The sequence below is a fragment of the Paenibacillus sp. AK002 genome (genome assembly GCF_053903045.1).
In genome coordinates this window covers 2,430,373-2,452,357 of record NZ_CP096377.1, presented here as the reverse complement: position 1 = coordinate 2,452,357, position 21,985 = coordinate 2,430,373, and the positions used below count along the sequence as shown (strand labels likewise).

The 21,985-nt window shown below is 51.5% G+C and carries 20 protein-coding genes and 1 other annotated feature; of the genes, 2 read left to right on the top strand and 18 right to left on the bottom strand.

What is annotated here, in order from left to right:
- Positions 1 to 9 precede the first annotated feature (9 nt).
- Both aroQ and M1D70_RS10725 read right to left on the bottom strand, forming a co-directional pair.
- Positions 10 to 456 carry a type II 3-dehydroquinate dehydratase gene (gene aroQ / locus M1D70_RS10730; protein ID WP_119849077.1) on the bottom strand — a complete coding sequence of 149 codons (447 nt, stop codon included), beginning with the start codon at positions 454 to 456 and terminating at the stop codon, positions 10 to 12.
- 77 nt (positions 457 to 533) lie between these two features.
- Complete coding sequence (locus M1D70_RS10725; protein ID WP_009591249.1) at positions 534 to 1,031, bottom strand: YqhR family membrane protein; 498 nt, start codon at positions 1,029 to 1,031, stop codon at positions 534 to 536.
- A gap of 167 nt (positions 1,032 to 1,198) precedes the next feature.
- On the opposite strand from M1D70_RS10725, the gene M1D70_RS10720 reads away from it, so the two are divergent.
- Both M1D70_RS10720 and M1D70_RS10715 read left to right on the top strand, forming a co-directional pair.
- Positions 1,199 to 2,191, top strand: coding sequence for a DUF1385 domain-containing protein (locus M1D70_RS10720; protein ID WP_009591233.1), 993 nt, complete (start codon positions 1,199 to 1,201; stop codon positions 2,189 to 2,191).
- A 6-nt stretch (positions 2,192 to 2,197) separates the two neighbouring features.
- A complete protein-coding gene (locus M1D70_RS10715) occupies positions 2,198 to 2,533 on the top strand; it encodes a hypothetical protein (RefSeq protein ID WP_009591231.1) in 336 nt (111 codons plus the stop codon).
- A 49-nt stretch (positions 2,534 to 2,582) separates the two neighbouring features.
- Here the strand turns inward: M1D70_RS10715 and M1D70_RS10710 are convergent, their stop codons facing one another.
- The 16 genes from M1D70_RS10710 to M1D70_RS10635 form a co-directional block, all read right to left on the bottom strand.
- Positions 2,583 to 3,506 carry a patatin-like phospholipase family protein gene (locus M1D70_RS10710; protein WP_433939202.1) on the bottom strand — a complete coding sequence of 308 codons (924 nt, stop codon included), beginning with the start codon at positions 3,504 to 3,506 and terminating at the stop codon, positions 2,583 to 2,585.
- 79 nt (positions 3,507 to 3,585) lie between these two features.
- Entirely contained in the window at positions 3,586 to 5,142 is a 1,557-nt protein-coding gene (locus M1D70_RS10705; protein ID WP_456289845.1) for a family 10 glycosylhydrolase, read from the bottom strand.
- 115 nt (positions 5,143 to 5,257) lie between these two features.
- Positions 5,258 to 5,683 carry a transcriptional regulator MntR gene (gene mntR, locus M1D70_RS10700; RefSeq protein WP_009591262.1) on the bottom strand — a complete coding sequence of 142 codons (426 nt, stop codon included), beginning with the start codon at positions 5,681 to 5,683 and terminating at the stop codon, positions 5,258 to 5,260.
- A 171-nt stretch (positions 5,684 to 5,854) separates the two neighbouring features.
- Entirely contained in the window at positions 5,855 to 6,568 is a 714-nt protein-coding gene (locus M1D70_RS10695; RefSeq protein WP_009591263.1) for a cytochrome c biogenesis CcdA family protein, read from the bottom strand.
- A gap of 17 nt (positions 6,569 to 6,585) precedes the next feature.
- Positions 6,586 to 7,416, bottom strand: coding sequence for a metal ABC transporter permease (locus M1D70_RS10690; RefSeq protein ID WP_175495141.1), 831 nt, complete (start codon positions 7,414 to 7,416; stop codon positions 6,586 to 6,588).
- Positions 7,417 to 7,436: 20 nt separating this feature from the next.
- Positions 7,437 to 8,186: a metal ABC transporter ATP-binding protein gene (locus M1D70_RS10685; protein WP_119849082.1), complete on the bottom strand. Its 750-nt coding sequence runs from the start codon at positions 8,184 to 8,186 to the stop codon at positions 7,437 to 7,439.
- 101 nt (positions 8,187 to 8,287) lie between these two features.
- Positions 8,288 to 9,379 (bottom strand): metal ABC transporter solute-binding protein, Zn/Mn family, encoded by a 1,092-nt coding sequence (locus tag M1D70_RS10680; RefSeq protein ID WP_456289844.1) that lies wholly within the window; start codon positions 9,377 to 9,379, stop codon positions 8,288 to 8,290.
- 212 nt (positions 9,380 to 9,591) lie between these two features.
- Positions 9,592 to 11,580, bottom strand: coding sequence for a methionine--tRNA ligase (gene metG / locus M1D70_RS10675; RefSeq protein WP_456289843.1), 1,989 nt, complete (start codon positions 11,578 to 11,580; stop codon positions 9,592 to 9,594).
- An 86-nt stretch (positions 11,581 to 11,666) separates the two neighbouring features.
- Positions 11,667 to 11,918 (bottom strand) — a binding site (T-box leader).
- Positions 11,919 to 12,045: 127 nt separating this feature from the next.
- Positions 12,046 to 12,303: a membrane protein insertion efficiency factor YidD gene (gene yidD / locus M1D70_RS10670; RefSeq protein WP_009595020.1), complete on the bottom strand. Its 258-nt coding sequence runs from the start codon at positions 12,301 to 12,303 to the stop codon at positions 12,046 to 12,048.
- Complete coding sequence (locus M1D70_RS10665) at positions 12,300 to 12,770, bottom strand: Fur family transcriptional regulator (RefSeq protein ID WP_009595022.1); 471 nt, start codon at positions 12,768 to 12,770, stop codon at positions 12,300 to 12,302. The genes yidD and M1D70_RS10665 overlap by 4 nt, the downstream gene beginning before the upstream one ends.
- Positions 12,771 to 13,004: 234 nt before the next feature.
- Complete coding sequence (locus tag M1D70_RS10660) at positions 13,005 to 15,737, bottom strand: stalk domain-containing protein (RefSeq protein ID WP_456289842.1); 2,733 nt, start codon at positions 15,735 to 15,737, stop codon at positions 13,005 to 13,007.
- Positions 15,738 to 15,892: 155 nt separating this feature from the next.
- On the bottom strand, positions 15,893 to 17,533 hold the full coding sequence (locus tag M1D70_RS10655) for a glycoside hydrolase family 3 protein (RefSeq protein WP_456289841.1): 1,641 nt from the start codon (positions 17,531 to 17,533) through the stop codon (positions 15,893 to 15,895).
- Between the two features lie 96 nt (positions 17,534 to 17,629).
- On the bottom strand, positions 17,630 to 18,415 hold the full coding sequence (locus M1D70_RS10650) for a response regulator transcription factor (RefSeq protein ID WP_009595006.1): 786 nt from the start codon (positions 18,413 to 18,415) through the stop codon (positions 17,630 to 17,632).
- Entirely contained in the window at positions 18,393 to 20,249 is a 1,857-nt protein-coding gene (locus tag M1D70_RS10645) for a cache domain-containing sensor histidine kinase (protein WP_009595018.1), read from the bottom strand. Before M1D70_RS10645 ends, M1D70_RS10650 begins: the two co-directional genes overlap by 23 nt.
- A 22-nt stretch (positions 20,250 to 20,271) precedes the next feature.
- On the bottom strand, positions 20,272 to 21,099 hold the full coding sequence (locus tag M1D70_RS10640) for a carbohydrate ABC transporter permease (protein WP_015734433.1): 828 nt from the start codon (positions 21,097 to 21,099) through the stop codon (positions 20,272 to 20,274).
- Positions 21,099 to 21,983, bottom strand: a complete 885-nt coding sequence (locus tag M1D70_RS10635) for a carbohydrate ABC transporter permease (protein WP_456289840.1) — start codon at positions 21,981 to 21,983, stop codon at positions 21,099 to 21,101. The genes M1D70_RS10640 and M1D70_RS10635 overlap by 1 nt, the downstream gene beginning before the upstream one ends.
- Between the last annotated feature and the right edge of the window lie 2 nt (positions 21,984 to 21,985).

Genomic DNA, 21,985 nt, shown 5'->3' with positions numbered 1-21,985 from the left:
AAATAGGAGCTACCCTTCTTGGTCGACCAGGACTTGCAGCAGTGCCGACAAGCCCAATGTGTAACTCGCCGCGCCAAAACCCGCGATTTGTCCGACAGCCACAGGCGCTATGACGGAGGTATGACGAAATTCCTCTCTGGCGTGAATATTAGAGAGATGAACCTCGACTGTCGGAATGCGGGCAGAACTGATGGCATCACGCACAGCGTAGCTGTAGTGAGTCAGTGCTCCCGGATTCAGGAGTATGCCGTCAGCCTGTCCGATCGCTTCATGAATACGGTCAATGATAGCACCCTCATGATTAGACTGAAAGAAGGTAATACCGATACCGGCGAGATCCGCCTGTTTACGCAAATTATCTTCGATCGCCTGCAGGCTGAGCGAACCATAAATGCCCGGTTCCCGGAAGCCGAGCAGGTTTAAGTTCGGTCCGTTTATCACCCATATGGATTTCATAGGGCTTCCCACCTTTTCGTCAAATAACCAAAAGCTATTTTACCATAGGCGGCATCGGGTTGAGAAGTTTTTCTTGGCTAACCCGTCAGCTTCTTCGGTTCACGCAGTTTCTCGTCGGTGAATTCCTGCGCAATCGTATAACCGATAAAGAGGCCCCATAATATAAAAATACAAACCTCCGAAATGTTTGTATCCCAGGACAGCTTCTTCACCGGGTCCGTCAGCCGAAGCCAGGGATTGAGCGCAACAAACAGCACCGCCCACCACACGATTCCGTAAGCTATCCCGGGCCATGGGCCCTTCAGCTTCCTGAACAGGGCTACATAAATGAGGGAAGCGATGACGGAAAAAGCGATGAAGGACAGCCACCCGGCGATTTGCCCGGCTGTGGTCTTGAGGAATTCATGTTTGAAAAATGGCTCCAGCAAAAAACCGGGTACAACCTTCGTGAATCTCAACCAGTAAAAGATCCAAAGCACGCCCCCCCAGATCAGGCCGGCATAATAGCCTAGCTCCAGCGCAAACGTAAACGGATTGGTTATCTGGTTCTGCTTACGAAATTGATGTTCATGCATGGACTGATTCTCCTCTTCTTCGGTTATCGAAAAGCCCCGCTGTTTCTCCATTTCATCTCTGAAAGTAGTATGCACCGCTTCCCCTGCCCTAATCCAACTAGAAATTACTTTCAAAATTCGATACAATAGTTCATAGAACGAATAACATGTCAGGGAGGGTGAACTGGTTGTCCGATAAGTCAACCCCGATCAGCTATGGAGGCCAAGCTGTAATCGAAGGCGTTATGTTCGGCGGCAAGCATGTGAATGTGACGGCCGTGCGGCGTAAAAATAATGAAATCAAGTTTCTCGAGGTGCCTCGCGAAGACAAGGCATGGGTTCGGAAGCTGCGGAAGATCCCGCTTCTTCGCGGCATCGTCAGTCTCATAGATTCTACTATCAAAGGCTCCAAACATTTGAATTACTCTGCCGATGCTTATGCTGACGATACGCTGGAGCCCGAAGAACGCGAGAAGCAGAAAGAGAAAGAAGACTCCGGCTGGAGTTTAAGCATGATTATCGGTGTGGCCGCCGTCAGCGTGCTTTCCTTTGTTTTCGGCAAGCTGCTGTTTACACTCGTTCCTGTTTTCGTAGAGGATTTCTTTTTTGGCGATACATTTGATCACTATATCGTGCATAACCTGATTGAAGGCGTTATTAAATTAATACTGCTTCTCGTGTATTTATGGGCGATCTCGCAAACACCCGTCATTAAAAGGCTCTTTCAGTACCACGGCGCCGAACACAAAGTCATCAGCGCATTTGAAGCCGGCGAAGAGTTGACGGTGAAGAACGTTCAGAAATATACGCGGCTGCATTATCGCTGCGGCAGCAGCTTCATGATGCTGACCATTGTGCTCGGCGTCGTTGTCTACTCGGTGGTGCCATGGGATACCATGACGCAGCGGGTCATTCAAAGAATTGCGCTTCTTCCGGTCGTGCTTGGCGTTTCCTTTGAATTCCTGAAATTGACCAATGCCATGCGGGACCTGCCGGTACTCCGTTTCCTCGGATATCCCGGTCTGTGGCTGCAGCTTTTGACGACGAAGGAACCTACTGATGATCAAGTTGAAGTATCCATCGCATCCTTTAACAGAATGCGTGAGTTAGATGCTCAATACGAGAATGTTACAGTTCACCAATCTGTGACAGGAAGTGTGCTGGATCCCGCGAAAGGGTGATAATCCATGAGAAGGCATGCGATCATTTTTTGGACGGCGATTACGTTGGCCGCCATAGGGCTACTGGTATTCCTGTTAGACCCTGGATCAAGAATGAGAATATTGATTCCTCTAATTATTGTTGCTGTCGTGTATGTGCTTTACAAGTTCCCGCCACGCCGTTTTAACAAACGGCCCAAGGTGAAGCCTTCCAAGCGGACGGCGGCGAAACTGGCGGCGGCTAAGAACAGCACCGTACGCAAAAGCAACCCCACTGCTAAACGTAAACAGTATCCGTTTCAAGTGATCGATGGGCACAAAGGAAAATCCGACCCATCCGATGATGTTCCTAAATACCATTAACCGGAAAAACCGCCCGCCCGCGCATGCATATGCCGGGTGGACGGTTTTTTTAATGTTCGGCATTCCAGCGGGTGAAAAACATCGTGCCGGCCGTCAGACCGGAATTGTACAAATTCTCGCTTTCCTCTTTGGTCAGATTAAAATGGGTGGTGCCGATGCCGAGCGTCGGAATTTTGATCGTGCGATTTCGGTTTTGCTGCTCGATATAACGTTCATCGTGTGCGGACAGCATCGTCTCGAACATGGCGGTTAACATGCCGATCGGGCCTTCGATCAGATGAGGCAGGTTGCTGTTCTTCCCGACCATTTGAAAGCCAAGCACCGGCAGGGGCTTAGGCCCACCCTTCGATTCGCGATCAAAAAGCCATAAGGGGAAGTTGCTGAGCAATCCCCCATCCACGATATAAACAAATTGTTCGCCGAACGATTTGCCTTTAGCGGCCCTGCCCAACAAACGAAGAATGACGGGGTCAAAAAAATAGGGGATGCTGCAGCTCATGCGCACAGCCTTGGCTACGGGAAAGGTAGCAGGGTTGATCCCGTATTGGCGGAGATCATCCGGAAGCACCAGCAGCCTGCCATTGGTGATATCCGATGCCACGATATAAAGCTTGCCTGCCGGGATGTCCGAGAAGGTAAATATCCCTTTCGCCAGCAGGATTTCCCTTATCCAATTCTCCAGGGCTTCTCCGGAATAGAGCCCCTTCTTAATCAACACCCGCAAGGCAGGACCGATAAACTTCGTATTAAATATGGGTGCCCGCTGGAGAAACGAATGAAAGGGCGTTTCCTCGATAATACGTTTGATTTCGTCAGCTCGGTAACCTGCTGCCAGCACGGATGCCACGATGGAGCCCGAGGAGGTTCCGGCAACGCGGCTGAATACCATGCCGGCATTCTCCGCCGCCTTGACAGCCCCGGCAAGCGAGATGCCCTTGACCCCCCCGCCTTCAAAAACCGCATTGATGTGCATATAAAAATCCCCCGCCTCACATGGTCTAATGACTATGTATGAGCGCGGGGGATGTTTCATACCTATAGGACGTGCAGATTTATCTATAATATGATTGCAATTGATCTTTAATGCCTAACGGATTGCTTAAAATATTCTCTGCTCTAAAGAAAATGCTGCCTTTCACTTCGGCATGGTTTTGATTGTACTTCAATTGATTGATGATTTCCGATGCGCTCTGCCAGCCGATTTCGCTGGTTCCCAGTTTGTAGGGGGCATGACCGATCAGAAGATCTACGCCGGTTCCTTGTACTTCGCTGGCCCACCAGTCCACCAGCTTATCATAGTCGGCTGCCGGATTACTCATGCTCCAGTAGATCTGCGGTGCGACGTAATCGATCCAGCCGTTCTGGATCCAGGACCGCACATCGGCATACATGCTGTCATACGCCGTTACACCGGCTTTCGTATCCGATCCCGTCTTATCCACGGACTGGTTACGCCATACGCCGAAAGGGCTGATTCCGTATTCGACGTCCGGTTTCACGCGATGAATGCTCTCTCCAAGCGATTGGACAAAGGCATTGATATTTCCGCGGCGCCAATCCGCAAGATTGGCGTAGGCTCCATGATTGAACTCGCGGTATGCCGCGTCATCGTTAAAGACCGTATTGGACGGATAGAAGTAGTCGTCCAGATGGATGCCGTCAATATCGTATCCGTTAACGACCTCCATGATCGTATCGATGATATGCTGCCTGGCTTCTGGAATTCCAGGATTAATATACAGCTGCTTGCCTGTATTCACGATCCAATCCGGATGGCTTAGCGCAACATGGGACGGATGGAGCGATGCCGTCAAAATATCGGTGTTCGCCCGGAATGGATTAAACCAAGCGTGAAATTCCATGTTCCGTTTGTGCGTTTCCTCTACCATGAAAGCAACCGGGTCGTAACCCGGATCGGCACCTTGAATGCCCGTCAGCACCTTCGACCACGGTACCATGGTGGAAGGATACAATGCATCACCGGCCGGACGCACCTGCACGTATACGGTATTGATGCCAACATCCTGGAGCGAATCCAGCAAGGCGATGTAAGAGGCTTGCTGCTGTTCCGCGCTGGTCTTCGTTTTCGGCCAGTCCAGATTGAACACGGTGGATATCCAGGCCCCTCTGACTTCATCCCCGGTTGATACCGGCGGAGGAACGACGACCGAACCCGTGGACAGCGAGATGCGCTGTGCCGCCTGATTCCACTCAACTTGAACGCCCAGATTCTCGCTGATGAAACGCAGCGGAACCATGACCCGGCCGTTCTTGATTTCAACGGAAGCATCCAGCGCTACCGATGATCCATTCACGAGGGCGGTTTTTTTGCCGGATGTCAATTGCAGGCTCGAACCGTCCTTTCCGATTGTTACCGTCTTCGACTTCTGATTCCAAGCGACCGAAGCGCCAAGTCCTTCACTGATGATCCGCGTAGGAACCATGGTCACGTTAACCTTTGGCAATATGTAAGGAGATACGTCACTGTTCAGGTTTACACCGTCCAGCTGAATGCTGATACGAGCCGCCTTCGCTTGCGCGGTTGGGACCACCGACGGGAGACACAATAGCAGCATGATCAGCACCAACAACCATCTACGAAGCTTCATTTCTATTAATCCTCCGAAAATATGAAATTTGCAGGTAATCTAACCTATTACTATAACCATGTAAATATGACGGTTCAGTTAAAAAAGCATCTGTCACAAGCGGACAGATGCCACATTACGATTCGTTGACTAATTCGTTATGAACGTCACGCAAATCCTGAAGTCGATTCTCATCACGCTTGAAATATTCCACAAGCGTCTCAATTCTCGTAATGGAATCCCAGCTCAAGTGATGCTCGATTCCTTCAACGTCCCTGTAAATGTTTTCATCCTGTACACCGATCATCTCAAGGAATTCCTCAAGCAAATGATGACGTTCCATGAGCCGCTTGCCCATTTTTTTGCCTTTGCTGGTCAGAACCAAACCACGATATTTTTCATAAATCAAATATTCGTCTTTGTCCAGCTTTTGAATCATTTTCGTGACGGATGAGGGGTGAACCTCCAAGCCTTCGGCAATATCCGAAACGCGCGCATATCCTTTTTCGTCGATCAACTTGTAGATGCGCTCCAAATAATCCTCCATGCTAGGTGTCGGCATCTTATTCCCTCTTTTCTATAATTACATAACCCGTACCTTAAAACTGTTTTACCTGCATTAGTAATGATACATGTTTTTGAGACCCGTTGGCAAGTCCTGGTCCAATCCTCATGTCAATATGGGCCTATGTCAATATGGACCTATGAATTGAACCAGCCTTACCCAACATCATTAGAATTTAAGCCATTCCGGCGTAATGCCTTGCAGCCAAATCGTAATTTTGTACATTTGATCCGTGAAGAGCAGAACCCCCATCAGAATCATCAAGACGCCGCCGACCTTCATCAGCGTGCTTGAATATTTAAGAATCCAGCGGGTGGAGCCGATGAAAAAGGCCAGGATGAAAAACGGTACCGCAAACCCGAGCGAATATGAAGTGATCAGCGGGAACCATGTTCCCGGATCGGAAGCTGCAAGCGCGATGATCGCCGTCAAAATCGGTCCTACGCAAGGCGACCAGCCTGCGGCGAAGCCGATACCAAATAGAAATGTTCCTATGTATCCGGTCGGTTTGGATTTAAAATTGAATTTCCGGTCTTTCATGAGAAATTTAGGCTGGAAAATGCCGATAAGCATAAGTCCCATCACAATGATCAGCAGCGCGGATAACTGACGAATCAGATCCTGGTATTCCGTGAAGAACTCCCCGAACAGGCCTGCCCCCCAACCGAGAGTGTAATAAACAGCAGAAAACCCAAGGATGAACGCGAGTGTGTGCGTCATGGTCCGGAAACGGACCTCCTTGCGGTTCTGTTCGTTCTTTAAGTCATTGACCGACATGCCTGTAATAATGGATAAATAGGACGGGTACAGCGGCAGGCAGCATGGAGATATAAATGAAGCGAAACCGGCCGCAAACGCGATGCCGATATTAATATCAGCCATTTGATTTTAGAACCCCCTTATGTCGTAAAGCCCTTTTTGCCGACAAGCGTAATGATGAGCAGGCTGATCAGCAGCAGCACGATGGTGGCGCCGGGTGCCAAATTAAATACGCCGGCAAGCATCAGTCCCCCGATAACGGCAATTTCGGAGATGATTACCGATAATACGATGGAGCTTCGAAAGCTTCTCGCCAGCAATAAACTGATCGCTACCGGAATGGTCAGCAATGCGGAGACCAGAAGCGCGCCCACAATCTTGATGGCGGTGCTTACGACAAGCGCCGTCAGCACCGTAATGATCATGTTCATCCACTTGACGGGCAGGCCGCTGACGCTGGCCGCATCCTCCTCGAAGCTGAGCAGAAAAAATTCCTTGAAGAACATAACCACCACCGCAATGACAACGACGGTTACGCCGCCTACCATATAAATATCCGTGGAATCCAGCGTATAGATGCTGCCGAACAAATAACTCATGACATCCGTATTATAGCCCATTCCCAGCGTGAAAAACAGCGAGGCCAGCGCAACGCCGCCCGACATGATAATGGCGATTGACAGCTCGGCATAACTTTTGTAGGCCTTTCTCAGCTTCTCAATCGCAAAAGAGGCCAGCACCGCAAATACCAATCCTGCGGCAAGCGGGTAGACTTCGATCAAAAATCCGAGGGCCACGCCCGCTATCGTGACGTGCGACAACGTATCGCCGATCATCGACAGCCTGCGCAGCACGAGGAATATCCCGATAAGCGGGGCCGTAATCCCGATCAGAACCCCTCCGATCAGAGCCCGCTGGAAAAAATCGCTAAGCAAAATATCAAGCAATGACAACGTCTCCTTCTCCTGCATCCATAAGTTTGTTTCTATGATTAAACGAGCGAATGCTGCAAGTCCACTTCCGCGCAGTTTTCGATTTCATGGGAATGCCGGACGAAAAACTGAATCTTCCCGTTCTGCGATACCGGCGATTCGCCCAGGTAGTCTTTGACCATGTCCAAATCATGGGTGACCATCAGGAACGTCATATGATGATGGGCATGCATATGGGTGATCAATTCAAAGAATCCGGCCTGGGTCTCCGCATCAATGCCGATTGTCGGCTCGTCCAGTATAAGCAGATCCGGACGATTGATCAGCGCGCGAGCAAGGAATACGCGCTGCTGCTGGCCTCCGGACAGGGCGCCGATCCGTTTATCGGCAATATCCTGAATGCGCATCACTTCCAGCGCGTCCTCGCATTTCTGATGGTCCAGGCGGCTCAAACGGCGAAACATTTTTTTTCGATTATATAGACCGGACATGACGACTTCGCGCACGGTGGCAGGGAACAGCGGGTTGAAAGCATTTTTTTGCGGGACATAGCCCATTCGCTCCCAGTCCTGGAATTTACGGATCGGCTGGCCGAACAGTTCAATCGTCCCTTCCGCGGCAGGAAGCAAGCCGACGATCATGCGGAGCAGGGTGGTTTTTCCCGCGCCGTTAGACCCGACAATGCCAACGAAATCCCGCTCTTTTATGGTGAAATTAAGATCCTTGATCACCTGTTGATCCCGGTAATGAAAGGATACGTCCTTGATTTGTACGATAGGTTGGTGGCAATCCTGCGCTGCCGGCTCCATAAACAGGCCGCCTTTCTCTTTGTAGTCTCTCTATAATAAATATATGAGTCCATATATGTTCATAACACGAAAGAAGAGGGGGATATGCTCCCCCTTCTTCCTTATTGTAAAGCCTTCGTTAGATTTTGCAAATTTTTCTCCATCAGCGTGAAATAATTTTCGCCGCTGCTTGCCTGCTCCTTGGTCAGCCCCTCCACCGGATTCAGCACCAAGGTTTCCACGCCCGCTTCGTTCGCCAGCGTTTTGGCCAGTTTATCCGATACGAGTTCTTCGAAGAAAATATATTTCACTTCCTTCTCTTTCACCGTCTTGGTCAGGTTCAAGATATCCTGCGCTCTCGGCTCGGCGTCTGGCGACAGCCCCATAATCGCATGCTGCGTTAAACCGTAGTCCCGGCATAGATAGCCGAACGCCTGGTGGGATACGACGATATCTTTTTTCGGCAGTTTGGACAGCTCGTTCGTAAAGTCGTTATCCAGTTTGACCAGCTTCTCTTTTAACGCTTCATAGCGCTGTTCATAGCCGTCCTTATGTTCCGGATCGACCTCGGCCAGGCTGTTCTTGATATTCTCAGCCATGACCAGTGCGGATTTCGGGCTTACCCAAGTATGTGGATCCGTATGATGGGTGTCCGTGTTTGTCTCAGCCGCCTCTTTCTCGTGATCATGGTCTGCATGATCTTCTTCGGTGCCTTCCTCATGGCTGTGGTCGTGCGCTTCAGCGCCTTCTTCATGACTGTGGTCGTGTTCCTCTTCATGGGCTGCTTCACCATGCCCGTGGCCATCATCCCCCACGGCATCGATCAGTTGGATCCCTTGGGAAACGATGACTGGTTTCACTTGCGTATCTTTATCGAGACCCTTTAAGAATCCCGGCGCCCAGCCTTCCAGCCCTGCACCATTATAGAGAAACAGCTGGGCCTTGGAGGTATTGACGATATCCTGGCTGCGCGGCGTCCAATCATGAGGTTCCACGCCCGTTGGCAGAAGATTCACGACATTGACTTCGTCTCCGCCGATTTCCTTCGTAAATTCATATATTGGATAGAAGGTCGTAATGACGTTAACCTTGCCTTCAACAATGCTTCCGCCGGATTTGCTTCCGCAGCCCGACAGGATGAGCATCGCCAGCAACATCGAAGTAACGCTCCAGGTCCACCCGTTCAGTTTGTTCTTGCTCTTTCTCTTGTTCATGTTCATCTCCCCCACATTCGCTCCGCTCAACTAATCGTAAACTTTACTAAAAAGATTATAAGAGCAGTTCGATGTGATTGTCAACCAAATCGTAAAAGTTACTATTAGTTTTTCATATAGAACTCATGTCCTCCGTATTAGAGGAAAAAAATAACGGCGTACCCTTAACAGGGTACACCGTCTGATCCAACTTAATTCAACGTGAGCATCATTTATTTCACGATGGCGCCGTTTGGCATGCCCTCCGGCACGGTTGCCAGCGTGAGCTGATCCCCGTAGGAAGCGGCCAAAATCATGCCTTGCGACATTTCGCCTCTAAGCTTCACCGGCTTCAGGTTTGTCACGCAAATCACTTTGCGTCCCACCAATTCCTCCGGCGTATAAAACTTCGCAATGCCGGACACCACCTGCCGCTGCTCAAACCCGAGATCCAGCTGCAGCTTCAGCAGCTTGTCCGCTTTCTTGACCGGCTCGGCCGCGATGACCTGCGCTACGCGCAGCTCGACCTTGGCGAAATCCTCGATGCCGATTTCCTCTTTGAGCTCCACAGGCTCTGCTCCGCTGTCGGTAGACGGAGCTGCTGCCGAAGTCGAAGGCTCTGCCTCGGCCGCCTTCTTGCCGCCAGTCATCGCCTCAGCGATGTAGGCCACTTCCAGCTCCGCATCCAGGCGAGGGAAGATCGGCTCGCCCTTTTGAAGCTTCGTTCCAGCCGGTATCGCTCCGAGCTGGCGTCCGCTTTCCCAAGTTGTCAATTCCCCTTCCGCCAAGCCGAGCTGTTCCCACATTTTCTTCGGCGTCCGGGTCAGGAACGGCTGCAGCAGGATCGATGCAATCCGCAGCGTCTCGACCAAATGGCTCATGACGGAAGCAAGCTCATGCCGTTTGCTCTCGTCTTTGGCCAGCGTCCACGGCTGGGTCTCATCGATGTATTTGTTGCTGCGGCTGACAAACTGGCTGATCGCGGTCAGCGCAACCGAGAACTCCATATTCTCCATGGCGGTTTCGACTTTGTCATAAACGGACTTGGCGGCTTCCTCGATCGCGGCATCAAAAGGCGTTACGCCTGCCGAGAAAGCCGGAACCTCCCCGTCGAAGTATTTATCGACCATGGCCACGGTGCGGTTCAGCAGGTTGCCCAAATCATTGGCCAGGTCGGAGTTCACCCGCTCCACGAAGCTTTCCGGCGTAAACGTCCCGTCCGCCCCGAACGGAACTTCGCGCAGCAAGTAATAACGAAGCGCGTCGAGACCATACCGGTCGATCATCGTGACCGGATCGACCACATTCCCTTTGGATTTGGACATTTTGCCGTCCTTCATGAGCAGCCAGCCGTGGGCAAACACTTTTTTCGGAAGCGGCACATCGAGCGCCATCAAAATGATCGGCCAATAGATCGTATGGAAACGCACGATTTCCTTGCTCATCAGGTGAACGTCCGCCGGCCAGTATTTGTCATACAGGCTGGTGTCCTCCGTACCGTAACCGAGTGCCGTGATGTAGTTCAGGAGTGCATCAATCCACACGTAGATGACGTGTTTCGGATCGCTCTTGACCTTAACCCCCCACTCATAGGTTGTACGGGACACCGCCAGATCCTCAAGACCCGGTTTAATGAAGTTGTTGATCATCTCGTTCTTGCGGGATACCGGCTGTATGAAATCCGGATTCTCCTCGTAATACTGAAGCAGGCGGTCCACATACTTGCTCATGCGGAAGAAGTAGCTCTCCTCCTTCACGAGCTCCACCGGCCGTCCGCAGTCCGGACAATTGCCGTTGACCAGCTGACGTTCCAGGAAGAACGACTCGCAAGGCGTACAATACCAGCCTTCGTATTCGCCCTTGTAGATGTCGTCCTGCTTCAGCAGACGTTCGAATACTTCCTGCACCACCGTGGTGTGGCGCTTCTCCGTGGTACGAATGAAGTCTTCGTTCGATATATCCAGCTTTTTCCACAGATCCTTGATGCCTGCCACGATGTCGTCAACGAACTGCTGCGGGGTTTTTCCGGCCTCTGCCGCTTTGCGTTCGATCTTCTGCCCATGCTCATCGGTCCCCGTCAAATAACGGACATCGTATCCGCGAAGCCGTTTGTAGCGGGCCATGGCGTCGCCGGCCACCGTTGTGTAAGCATGTCCGATATGCAGCTTGTCGCTCGGATAATAGATCGGCGTCGTAATATAAAACGTCTTTTTGTCTGCCATTGTAACCTTCCTTTACCGTGAAATTGATGGTCGCATCAAGCGATTCCTTAGGAAAACCAGCAGTAAACAGCAAAAAACCCCCGCCCCTATGGGACGAGAGTTATTCTCACGTGTTACCACCCAAATTCCCCGTACCCTTGCGGGCAACAGGCTCATCTGCCGTCATGCGGCGTCCATTAACGCTGGCTCACGCCGCTTCTTTACGGCAGCCACTGGCTGCAGCGCTCAAAAGCGGATCCTCCAAGACCATTTTCCGAAATTCGCCAAGACCGGTTTCCAGCTCCTCCGGCTCTCTGTTCAAGGCAAGCTTTTCGTACTTATCTCTTCCTCGGATATACCTATAATTTCTTACATTTTAATCAAACGAGCCGCAGCGTGTCAAGGTGTGCATCGATCCAAGGCATCCCCCTTGCTGCGGGCGGCATGCTTTCGGTTATCATCCATTATGATACCCCAAAAAAATCGCTATTCCTCTGTCAATGAAGACGACACCTTATCCTTGCGCGGCGGCACCAAATCGATGCCCCCAGGATGAAACGGATGACATCTCGCGATCCGCTTAGCAGCCAGCCAGGAGCCCTTCAGCGCACCATGCACCTCAATCGCTTCCAGCGCATATGCCGAACAGGTTGGATAGAAGCGGCAAGTCGCCGGTTTCAGAGGAGAAATGAATTTCCGATAGAAGTGTATCGGCACCTTCACTACCCTGCGCGCCGTGCTCATGCCCGGCTGTCCCGATTTCCTCCACCGGCCTGCGAGGTTTCCTTATCGTTATTGTCCTTGCCGCAGTCCCGGCAGTATCCGAACACTTCGAATTTATGCTGGACCACCTGGAAATCGTCCGGTGCATCGGTCAGCTGCATCGGGCAGAAGGTAATCGGATAGGTCTTCTGGCACTGCAGGCAGATCATGTGATGATGATGGTGTTCTTCGCTGCAGCGACCCCTGAACTTGACGCCTTCCTCGAACACGACTTGCTCCAATACGCCAAGCTCGTACAATACCCGAAGATTTCGGTATACCGTATCAAAGCTCAAACCGCTGTACTTCCGGCCCATATATTCGTATACATCCTTGGCCGTCAAATATCCAGGATGTTCCCCAAACAATTTGGCAAGCGTCTTGCGCTGATCGGTAATGCGCAGCCCGTGTTCCGACATGGCGTCGATGATCTGTTCCGTCGTAAGCATACGCAATAACCTCCTCTACTTGAAGATACTCTCTCCTTATAATGCCTGAAAAAAATGACAGCGTCAATGAAAGCGGTTGTGAACAGGCAACCGCCTGCCATGCAGGCAGGAGCTTGAATGGCTAACGGACGGCATAAACCTGCCCTTTCCCCACGGCATAAACCAACAAAAAGGACAGCCCGGGCCGTGTTTCGGCTGATGGGCTGTCCGCTTGTTGTTTATGAATATATAGGATTAGTTCTTCACTTGCGGCAGCGGCTGGAGCAGAATGTTGATCGGAAGGCTGCTTCCCGGTGCTGCCGTAAACAGGATTTCCACCGTCTGCTCGTAATTCCCCGTACGATAGAGAACGGCGGCTTCATTCGGCGCAGATACCGCGCCACCGCTTGTGTTCGGCGTCTGAATGATGTTTCCGTTCACCATCATCGCGCCCATGTATTTGCCTCCGCGCGGATTCAGCGTGATCAGCGTATTGGGTGCTACGCGGTGCAGCTTGATTTTGTACAGAACGCCGAAGTTACCGGCGTTGGATTGATATGAACCGTTAATGCCGTCATACCCTTCCAGGTTCGGATCGTTTGTCTTATCACCAAGCGCAAGACGCGTAGGCGTGTTGCCTACCAAATCATAGGATTCAATGATTCGGGTCGAGTCCGGGTAGGTTCCCCGGTTATGAATGCCATCGGCCGGGTGGAGCTTCAGGTATGGCAGCTTCTGGATCGGATCCTTGGCTTCATCGATCATGATGACATCGTATCGAATCGGCGAATCCGAATACAGATCGGCAAACATGGACAGCACCTGCTGATTCTTCATGGTTTGCGCGCTCAAATCTTGCAGGATGATCCGGCTTTCGCCAGGGGCGAGCGAAATCGTCTTGAATGCATCCGCTGACTGCATGGACTCGAGATAGCGCTGCACAGCCGCTTTCCCCGTAGCGGTCGGAATGTTGATCGGACCGCCCAAACCGGTATACTCGGTGGTCAGACGCGCCGTCATGGTGTTGATGTTGGTCGCTACGACATACATCTTCATGTTCTTCCCGGTAGCATTCAAGTGGTGAATCATGAAGCGCGTGCTGGCATTGCCGATCTCGCGATATACGATACCTTCCTGATAGACGGTTTCCGGAGAGTTGCTGCGAATCAACAGGTACGGCTCGGAGCTTCTCGTAATCGGCATCAGATTCCATGTCGGCACGGCCGATCCGTCAAACGTGTATTTGTCGCCGATGCCCGTAAATAATTGATTGAATTGATCGCGCGTATACAACACTTCGCTTGTTACGTTGATGATTTTCTCGTATGAGCTGGTCGCCCCATGCTTATCGGTCACGATCAACAGCACTTTATGCGGCCCTGCCGTAAAGAAAGCCTGGTCGTTGTTTTCCCACTTAAACGTAATTTCGTCGCCGGGGTCGCTGTCATAACTCATGTTAATGTACGTAATTTTCTCGCCTATCTTGTATTCCTGTTTATCCGTATCGAACATGGCCACAGGCGGCGTATTCGGTGCGGATACATGAATGCTCAAAATATACGGATCGCTCCACTCCCCGCTGGCGTCCTGTACCGAATAGGAAACCGTATGCACGCCAGGCTCGTCAAACACATCTTCCCGGCCTTCCCAATGCTCGTCTACGATAGCCAGGCCTGTCGGCGAATAGGCATTCGTCTTGTACGTTACCTTGGTTTGTCCGGCAAAGATTTCACCAGGCTGCACCGTAAAGGATGCCACCGGCTTGGTGCTTAGGCTCAGGATGATCCGCTTGTTCGGCTGGTCGACCCGGTAGGTGATGTCCAGCGCCTGCGTGATGCTGGTCAGCGGCACCATAAACGTATTGTTGGACTGGTAAGCCGGTCCCTTCATCGATTTGCGAACGCCGTTCACGGTGTATACGCTGCTGTTCGTCTTAAAGCGAAGCTCATCGTTACCTCGGATAATAATCGTTTCCTTTGTCTTCCCGTCATAGATCAGCTTCAGGCCGACACGGTCGACGAGGGATCGAATCGCGACATAGGATACGCCATTCTTGACTGCCATGGGTTGTCCGGCGGTATACGCTTTTCCGTTCTGATACATCTTGTTGCTGTTCATCATCAGGATCAGATCATTCGGACCGAGGTTCGGTATGTTCGGAACCTCGCTGCCGGATCCGCCGCCGCTGCTGCCCCCCGGCTGTTCGCCGCTATTGCTGCCGCTGCCCATTCCGGACAGATCGAGAATCACTTTCTTCTCCGGCTGGTTCACCGTGTATGGAATATCAAGCGCTTGCGTGATCGCGGTCAGCGGAACCATAAATACGTTGTTGCTTTGGTAGGCAGGGCCTTTCATCGGACGCACCTGTCCGTTGACTTTATAATTGCTGCTTCCTGTCGTGAATCGCAGCTCATTGCCATCCTTAAGGATAATGGTTTCCTTCGTCTTATTATCGTAAGACAGCTTAAGTCCTGCGCGCTCAACCATGGCGCGAATGGCGACATAGGATACCCCTTGCTTCACGGCCATCGGCTGTCCCGCTTTGTACTGCTTGCCGTTATGGTACATCACGTTGCTGTTCATCAACAGCACCAGTTCATTAGCGGCTGCATTGGTAATGCCGACTTCGGGCTTGCCTTCGGCCGGACTTCCTTCTTCGTTCTCAGATACTTCATTATCGGAAGGATCGCTTGCCGAGTCCTCCTGCTGTTCATTGGGTGCAGAAGGGGTGGCATTCGGATCGCTGGTCGTGCCTTCGATTGAATCGGAAGGTGTTTCTGTTGGCGTTGCCGGCGTTTCCTCCGCTTGCTGCAAGTCCGTCTGTTGTTCTCTGTTTGCCTGGCCTTGTCCTTCCACCGGGGACTGCAGCGCTGGTTGCCCGTTTAGCGCCGGAGCTGTAACATCCGGTGATTCAGCTGCCACGGGAAATGCCATGGATACTTGGGCCGCGGCAAGGACTGTAATCATCGAGATTCGTTTGAAATTCATTCTCTACTCCTTTAAAACTCTCAGTATAGTCTGTCTGCCTCTATTGGACATACTATTAGACGCCGACTTTCCCGAAAAGTTGCTCAGAAATGGCTGGAAAATAGGAAAACCGGAGCATTCCTAGGCAGGAAGACTCCGGTTTGAGCAACCATTATTTAATTATTGACATAGTCCTGATTGCCGGTCCAGCCGAGAGGATAGGTCTTGCTGATCCCTACCGGAAGCTTACCCTCGGGCCTAACTTTGCCAACCAATACACCCGCAGCGGCATTCATGTAGTAAGGCGTATTCTCGTAGCTGCACAAATACGCGGGAACCGGCGGAAGATCATTGATATCGTACGGATTGCGGGTTGCGACGATAACGAGTGTCACATCCTCAAGCTCGCTCAGCCTGCTTACAAGCTTCTGCTGACCTTCGGGAAGACGGCTCTCGGAGGTGTACGTAGCCACCACGATCTGCTTATATCCCTCCGCCGCTTTAACGGCCTGCTCTACCTCTTCGTCGGACATATCCGTCCCGACGCGCAGATCGTCTGCCTGCACGCCGTAACTTCTCAGGGCATCCCCAAGCGTGTAGCTCTTGCTCCATGCTTCGTCGACCTGGGTCGCCTGAAGCAGCTCCGGCCAGATCACGGCAACCGCTTGCTCCGGCTTAAGAGGCAGCTGCCCTTCGTCTTTTACCAGCGTGATTCCCCTGCCTGCGATTTGAGCAAGCAGCTGCTTGGTCTCTGTGGCAACCTCGCCAATCGGGTGGACGGGAAGCTTTTCAGCGATTTTCGCATTACGCTGTTTGAGCGCCAAAATCCGATCAACGGCTTTGTCGATCAGCTCAACCGGGAGTCTCCCGCCGCGGACAGCCTCGATGACCGCCGTAATCGCCGCCGTCTGCTCCGACACCGTATGGCTGACCAGCACGCAGTCCGCCCCTGCTTCGATCGCGCGTATCGCGCCTTCCGGAATGCCGTACTCCTTGGAGATCGCATGCATCTCGAGGCAATCCGTCACGATCAAACCTTCGAAGCCCATTTCCTCCCTCAACAGCCCCGTTAATACAGCATGGGAAAGCGTTGCAGGCAGATCACTCGGCTCAATCGCCGGGAAACTGACGTGAGCCGTCATGATGGCATCGACGCCGTCCTTGATCGCTTGTGCGAAAGGGAGCAGTTCAACGCTGCGGAGCCGTTCCAAATCATGCGGTACCGATGCCCGCCCCAGATGGGAGTCGACGCTGGTGTCGCCATGTCCCGGGAAGTGCTTGGCCGTAGCGGACACTCCTTCTTCCTGATAACCCTTAATCGCCGCAGTCCCGAGCTCGGCAACGGCATGGGGATCTTCGCCGAAGGAGCGCACGCCGATAACCGGGTTGCGCGGATTGTTGTTGACGTCGAGGCAAGGCGCGAAGTTCATGTTCACGCCGAGCGAACGCAATTCGCGCGCCCCGATTTGCGCCACCCTGTAGGCATCCTCTGCGCTGCCCGCAGCTCCAAGCGCCATATTGCCCGGAATGCGGCTGATGCCTTCATGATCGATTCGTGCGACCATGCCGCCCTCCTGATCAATCGAGATCAGAAGCGGAAACGGTTGGCTTCCCGAAGCGAGCTGCTGCAGGGATGCTGACAGCTCGGCAAGCTGAGGCAGCGTCTTCACGTTCCGGCGGAAGTAGCAGATGCCCCCCACCTGAAATTGTTCGATCAGTATGTTGGCATGCTCATTCGGCGTCAATGCGTTGAAGCCGCATATAAACATTTGTCCTACCTTTTGCTCTAGCGTTAAATCTGCTGCCGTCCATTTCATTGATTCCAAACCTACTTTCTATCAATTTATAGGACGCCCGCAAGTCGGAAGTAGAAGACCTGATGATTATCTGCCTGCTTTCGTCCCATCAAAGACTCAGAGACTCGGCTCTCCGGACATTTCCCGGAATTCGGATGGCGTCATGCCGGTAGCCTTTTGAAATACCTTGGTAAAATACCGCCGCTCATGATAACCGACAAAGGAACCGATCTGTGCAATGTTCTTGTCGCTGTTCACTAACAGGAATTTGGCCGCCTCCATCCGCTGCCTCGTCAAATACTCCACGAAGGTAAGACCGACATGATTCTTGAACAGCAAGCAGAAATAACTGGAACTGATGCCCAGATGCTCCGAAAGCTCCTCGATGCCCAAATCCTGTCCCATGTGGGTGTTGATGTACTCCAGGGCAGACGATACCAATTGCTCGGGTGTTTTCTTAACGGCTTCGGGGTTCGGAGCCTCGTCGATCAGCGAAACGGTACTATAATACTTTTCTTTCGCCCTCTTCTTGCGGATTTCCTCCCCGATCTCCCGAATCTTCATCTCAAGCTCCCCGTAATGAATCGGCTTGCTGATATAATCCTTAACCCCCAGCTTGATCGCTTCACGGGCATATTCAAATTCCTGATAACCCGTCAGCAAAAAGATTTCCGCCCGGCTTCCTTTCTCCCGGATCTTCGTAATGAAGGTCAGCCCGTCCATGACGGGCATCCGGATATCGCACAGAATCAAATCCGGGTTATACTGATCCGCTACTTCAAGCGCTTCCATCCCGCTGCGGGCAAGTCCGACCACCTTCATGCCCATCTCTTCCCAAGGCAGAACCTTGCTGAGATTGTTCAGGATGGGTGCCTCATCATCAACCAATAATGCCTTCAGCATGATGCCCTTCCCCCCTGTCATAATTGGGTATGACGCATTGTATAACGGTGCCGCCGGGGCGGCTGGAGCATATGAACAGCCCATAATAAGGACCGTACTGAATTCTAAGCCGATCAGCCACGCTTCGCAGTCCAAGTCCCCGCCGTTCCTGGTTTACTTTCAGGTTCTGCATCGTCGTCTGTTCGGATACGCCATCCTCGGACACCATATACTCAAACATGGACAACTGCTCAGAGGTCATGCCGAGTCCGTTGTCCTCCACCCGGATTACGACATTGCCGAGCTCCTTCCAAGCAGAGATGCGTATCCATCCCGTATAGGAAATTCCCTCAAAGCCATGCTGGATGCTGTTTTCCACCAGGGGCTGCAGCGTCAGCTTCAGGATGCGGCTGTGCATAAGCTCTTTCGGCACGTCGATCTCGTATTCGAACAGATCCTCGAACCGAAACTTTTGGATTTCAAGATAACTTTGAAGATGCTTGATTTCTTCATCCAGCGTAATTTCTTCCTTGTCCTGTATGCTGATCCGCAAAATGCTGGCAAGCCGGTACACCATCTCGCTGACCTTGCGACCTTCATTCTGGACCGCAAGGACATTGATCGATTCCAATGTGTTAAACAGGAAGTGCGGCTTGATCTGTGCTTGCAGCACACGCATTTCCGCATCGGTCTTCTGCCTTTGCTCCTTCTTGATCTGCGCGAACAGATTGTTGATCCGGTTCATCAAATTGTTGAACCCTTTGGACAGCAGCAGAAGCTCATCCTCACCCTTCTCTTCCACTCTGGCATTCAAATCCCCATCCTCCACGCGGCGCATAAACCGCACGATGACGGCAATCGTGCCGGTAATCCGGTTCATGAACAGGCGGTTGAACACAATCGCGGTAACCAGACAGATGCCCATGATGACAAAAAACCACTTGGCAAAGGAAGTTACCTCTTGCGACAGCGAGTTCCAATCGGTCACCGAGACGATGTTCCAGCCATAATCGTTCAGATGATAGATGGAAACAATATTTTCTTTGCCGTTAAACTTGGCTTTAAAGCTTTGATAGCCTTGCTTAAACTCAACGTCACGCTTCATGTATTGACTGATATTTTGACCATCCATGCCGTTCTGCGGGTCAAACAGAATGAAGCCTTCATTGTTGACCAGCATGAAGGAGGTGTTCTGCAGGTTGTTAGGGAGCGTCAGATTGCGGAAAATCTCTTCGAACTCCCATCTCTTGATCTGGACGACGAGAATCCCCAGCTTGCGGAGCGTCGTGACGTCTTTAATCAGCCTGATCTGGGTAAACACCGGATCCGCCCCCGTCAATTCCGGAAATTCGTGCGGAGCCAGCCATTTGGGAATCCCGTTCAGCTTCACAACCTCTTCATATAAGGGACTGTTCTTAAACTGCTCATAAGGCAGTGTCCTGAAATCCTCTTTACTGAATATCGGAATGGGTGCTGATTCTTTGTTGAAATGATATAGAAAAGCATAACTGATGGCAGGGTGATTATAGAGAAGATTGCGAAAGCTTCGCTGCCTGTCGTTCAATTTCAGCTGATCCGCATTGGATTCCTTAATCAGGTTCTGCGCATCGGGATCCTTGGCATTCAGCGCCATTGCGAAGACGGAGGTGGCAATCCCGTTATCCGTAACGTACTCCATCTCCTTGAACACGTTCAAAATGCTGTAGCTGATCGCTTTTAGCGAATATTCGGCTTGCTGGCTGTACTTTTCCTCAATCGAGTTGTAGGTAATAAAGAATGTAAATAGGCCCAGCACAAATAACGGAATAATAATGAGCCCCAAAAAGGCCGTGAATAGTTTGTTCCGCAAGTTCATACGCATGCTCCTGCTCCTTGTATTACCCCTTGACGCTTCCTGCGGTGACGCCTTCTATGATTTTCTCTTGCAGAACGGCATAGATGATAAGGACCGGCAGCACGCTGAATACGATCCCCGCCGACATCTGGGCGTAGTTCATATTGTAAGCGTCCCTGAAACCGACCATTCCGACAGGCAGCGTTCTCAGTTCATCATTCGATAGGAAGTAGTTAGCAAGCAAGAATTCGTTCCAGTTACCCAGAAAATTAATGATGAAAACGGTAACGATAGCCGGAACGGTCAGAGGTAAGATAATTCTAGCAAACAAGCCTCCGGACCTCAATCCGTCTATGACCGCGGCTTCCTCGATTTCACCGGGCAGCGACCGCATGAAGGCGGCCAAAATAATCACAGAAAACGGGATGGCATTGGCAACATAGGGCAGAATCAGGGCCATATGCGTATTCAGAATATCCAGCTGCCTCATGATGCCGTATATCGGCAGCAAGAGAGAGTTATTCGGGATCAGCATCCCGATCAAAATACATTGAAAGATGATCGCGCTGATCCGGTTGTATCTCATCCGCGTCACGGCAAAAGCCAGCATTGCCGCAAACAGGATCGATAGACAGGCCGACAGGACGCCGATGTATAAGCTGTTCCAGAAATACGTGCTGATCTTGGCGCTCACCCAAGCGTTTACGTAGTTATCAAACACCAACGTGCTTGGCAATCCAAACGGGTTCGTTGCAATGGACTGGTTATCCACCTTCACGGATGAGAACAGGACGAACAGGAATGGATACAGGATGACGAGCAAATAAGCCATCAGGAAAATGTGCGGAATCAGTTTCTTTAGTGCCCTCATCAGTATTCAATCCTTTCGTTGCGTCTGGCGATCAGCACCTGGTAGAGCACCGTTACGATAATCGTGAAGAGGAAAATCAACACGGCGATCGAATTGCCGAAGCCATGCTTGAAACTCGTGATCGCGTATCGAATCATATATGTTGCCATAACGTCGGTGGAGCCGGCCGGCCCTCCCTTGGTCATAACCAGGATAATGTCCGCGGCTTTCATGGCTCCCGCAATCGAAAGCATGATCACAACGGAGATAATTGGCATTATTAATGGAAGCGTGATTTTGGTAGCCCTTTGGACGCCTGTCGCTCCGTCAATCGCCGCAGCCTCGTCAAGCTCCTTGGGAATGGACAGAATGGCGGCAAGCACCATCACAATGTAAAAGCCGGTCCATTGCCAAGCGTTCGTAATCAGGATGGCGATCATGGCCCATTTGCGATCCGACAGCCAATAGATCGGCTCGATGCCAACCAATCCCAACATTTCATTCATCAGGCCAAAGTCCGGATTGTAGATGAATCCCCACAAAATGCCGATGACAGCCGTCGACATGATGGAAGGTGCGAAAACCGCTGTTTTATACAGCCCCTTCAAACGCTTGACGTTGGCGATAAGCAGGGAGAAAACCACGATGATCGGAACCTGGATCAAGCAGGAAAAAAGTATGAAATAGACATTGTTTCGGACCGCCTTCCAGAAGGCACCGTCATTCAGGGCGGTCACATAGTTATCGAGCCCGATGTACTTCACGTCTTTGGAGATGCCGTTCCAGCTCGTAATGCTGTTGTCAAACGCAGTGAAGATGGGATATATGAAAAAAGCCAGAAACAGCAAGAATGCCGGCAGCACAAAAACGATGTAAATCAGAGGATTTCTCAGCGCTCTGTTCATGG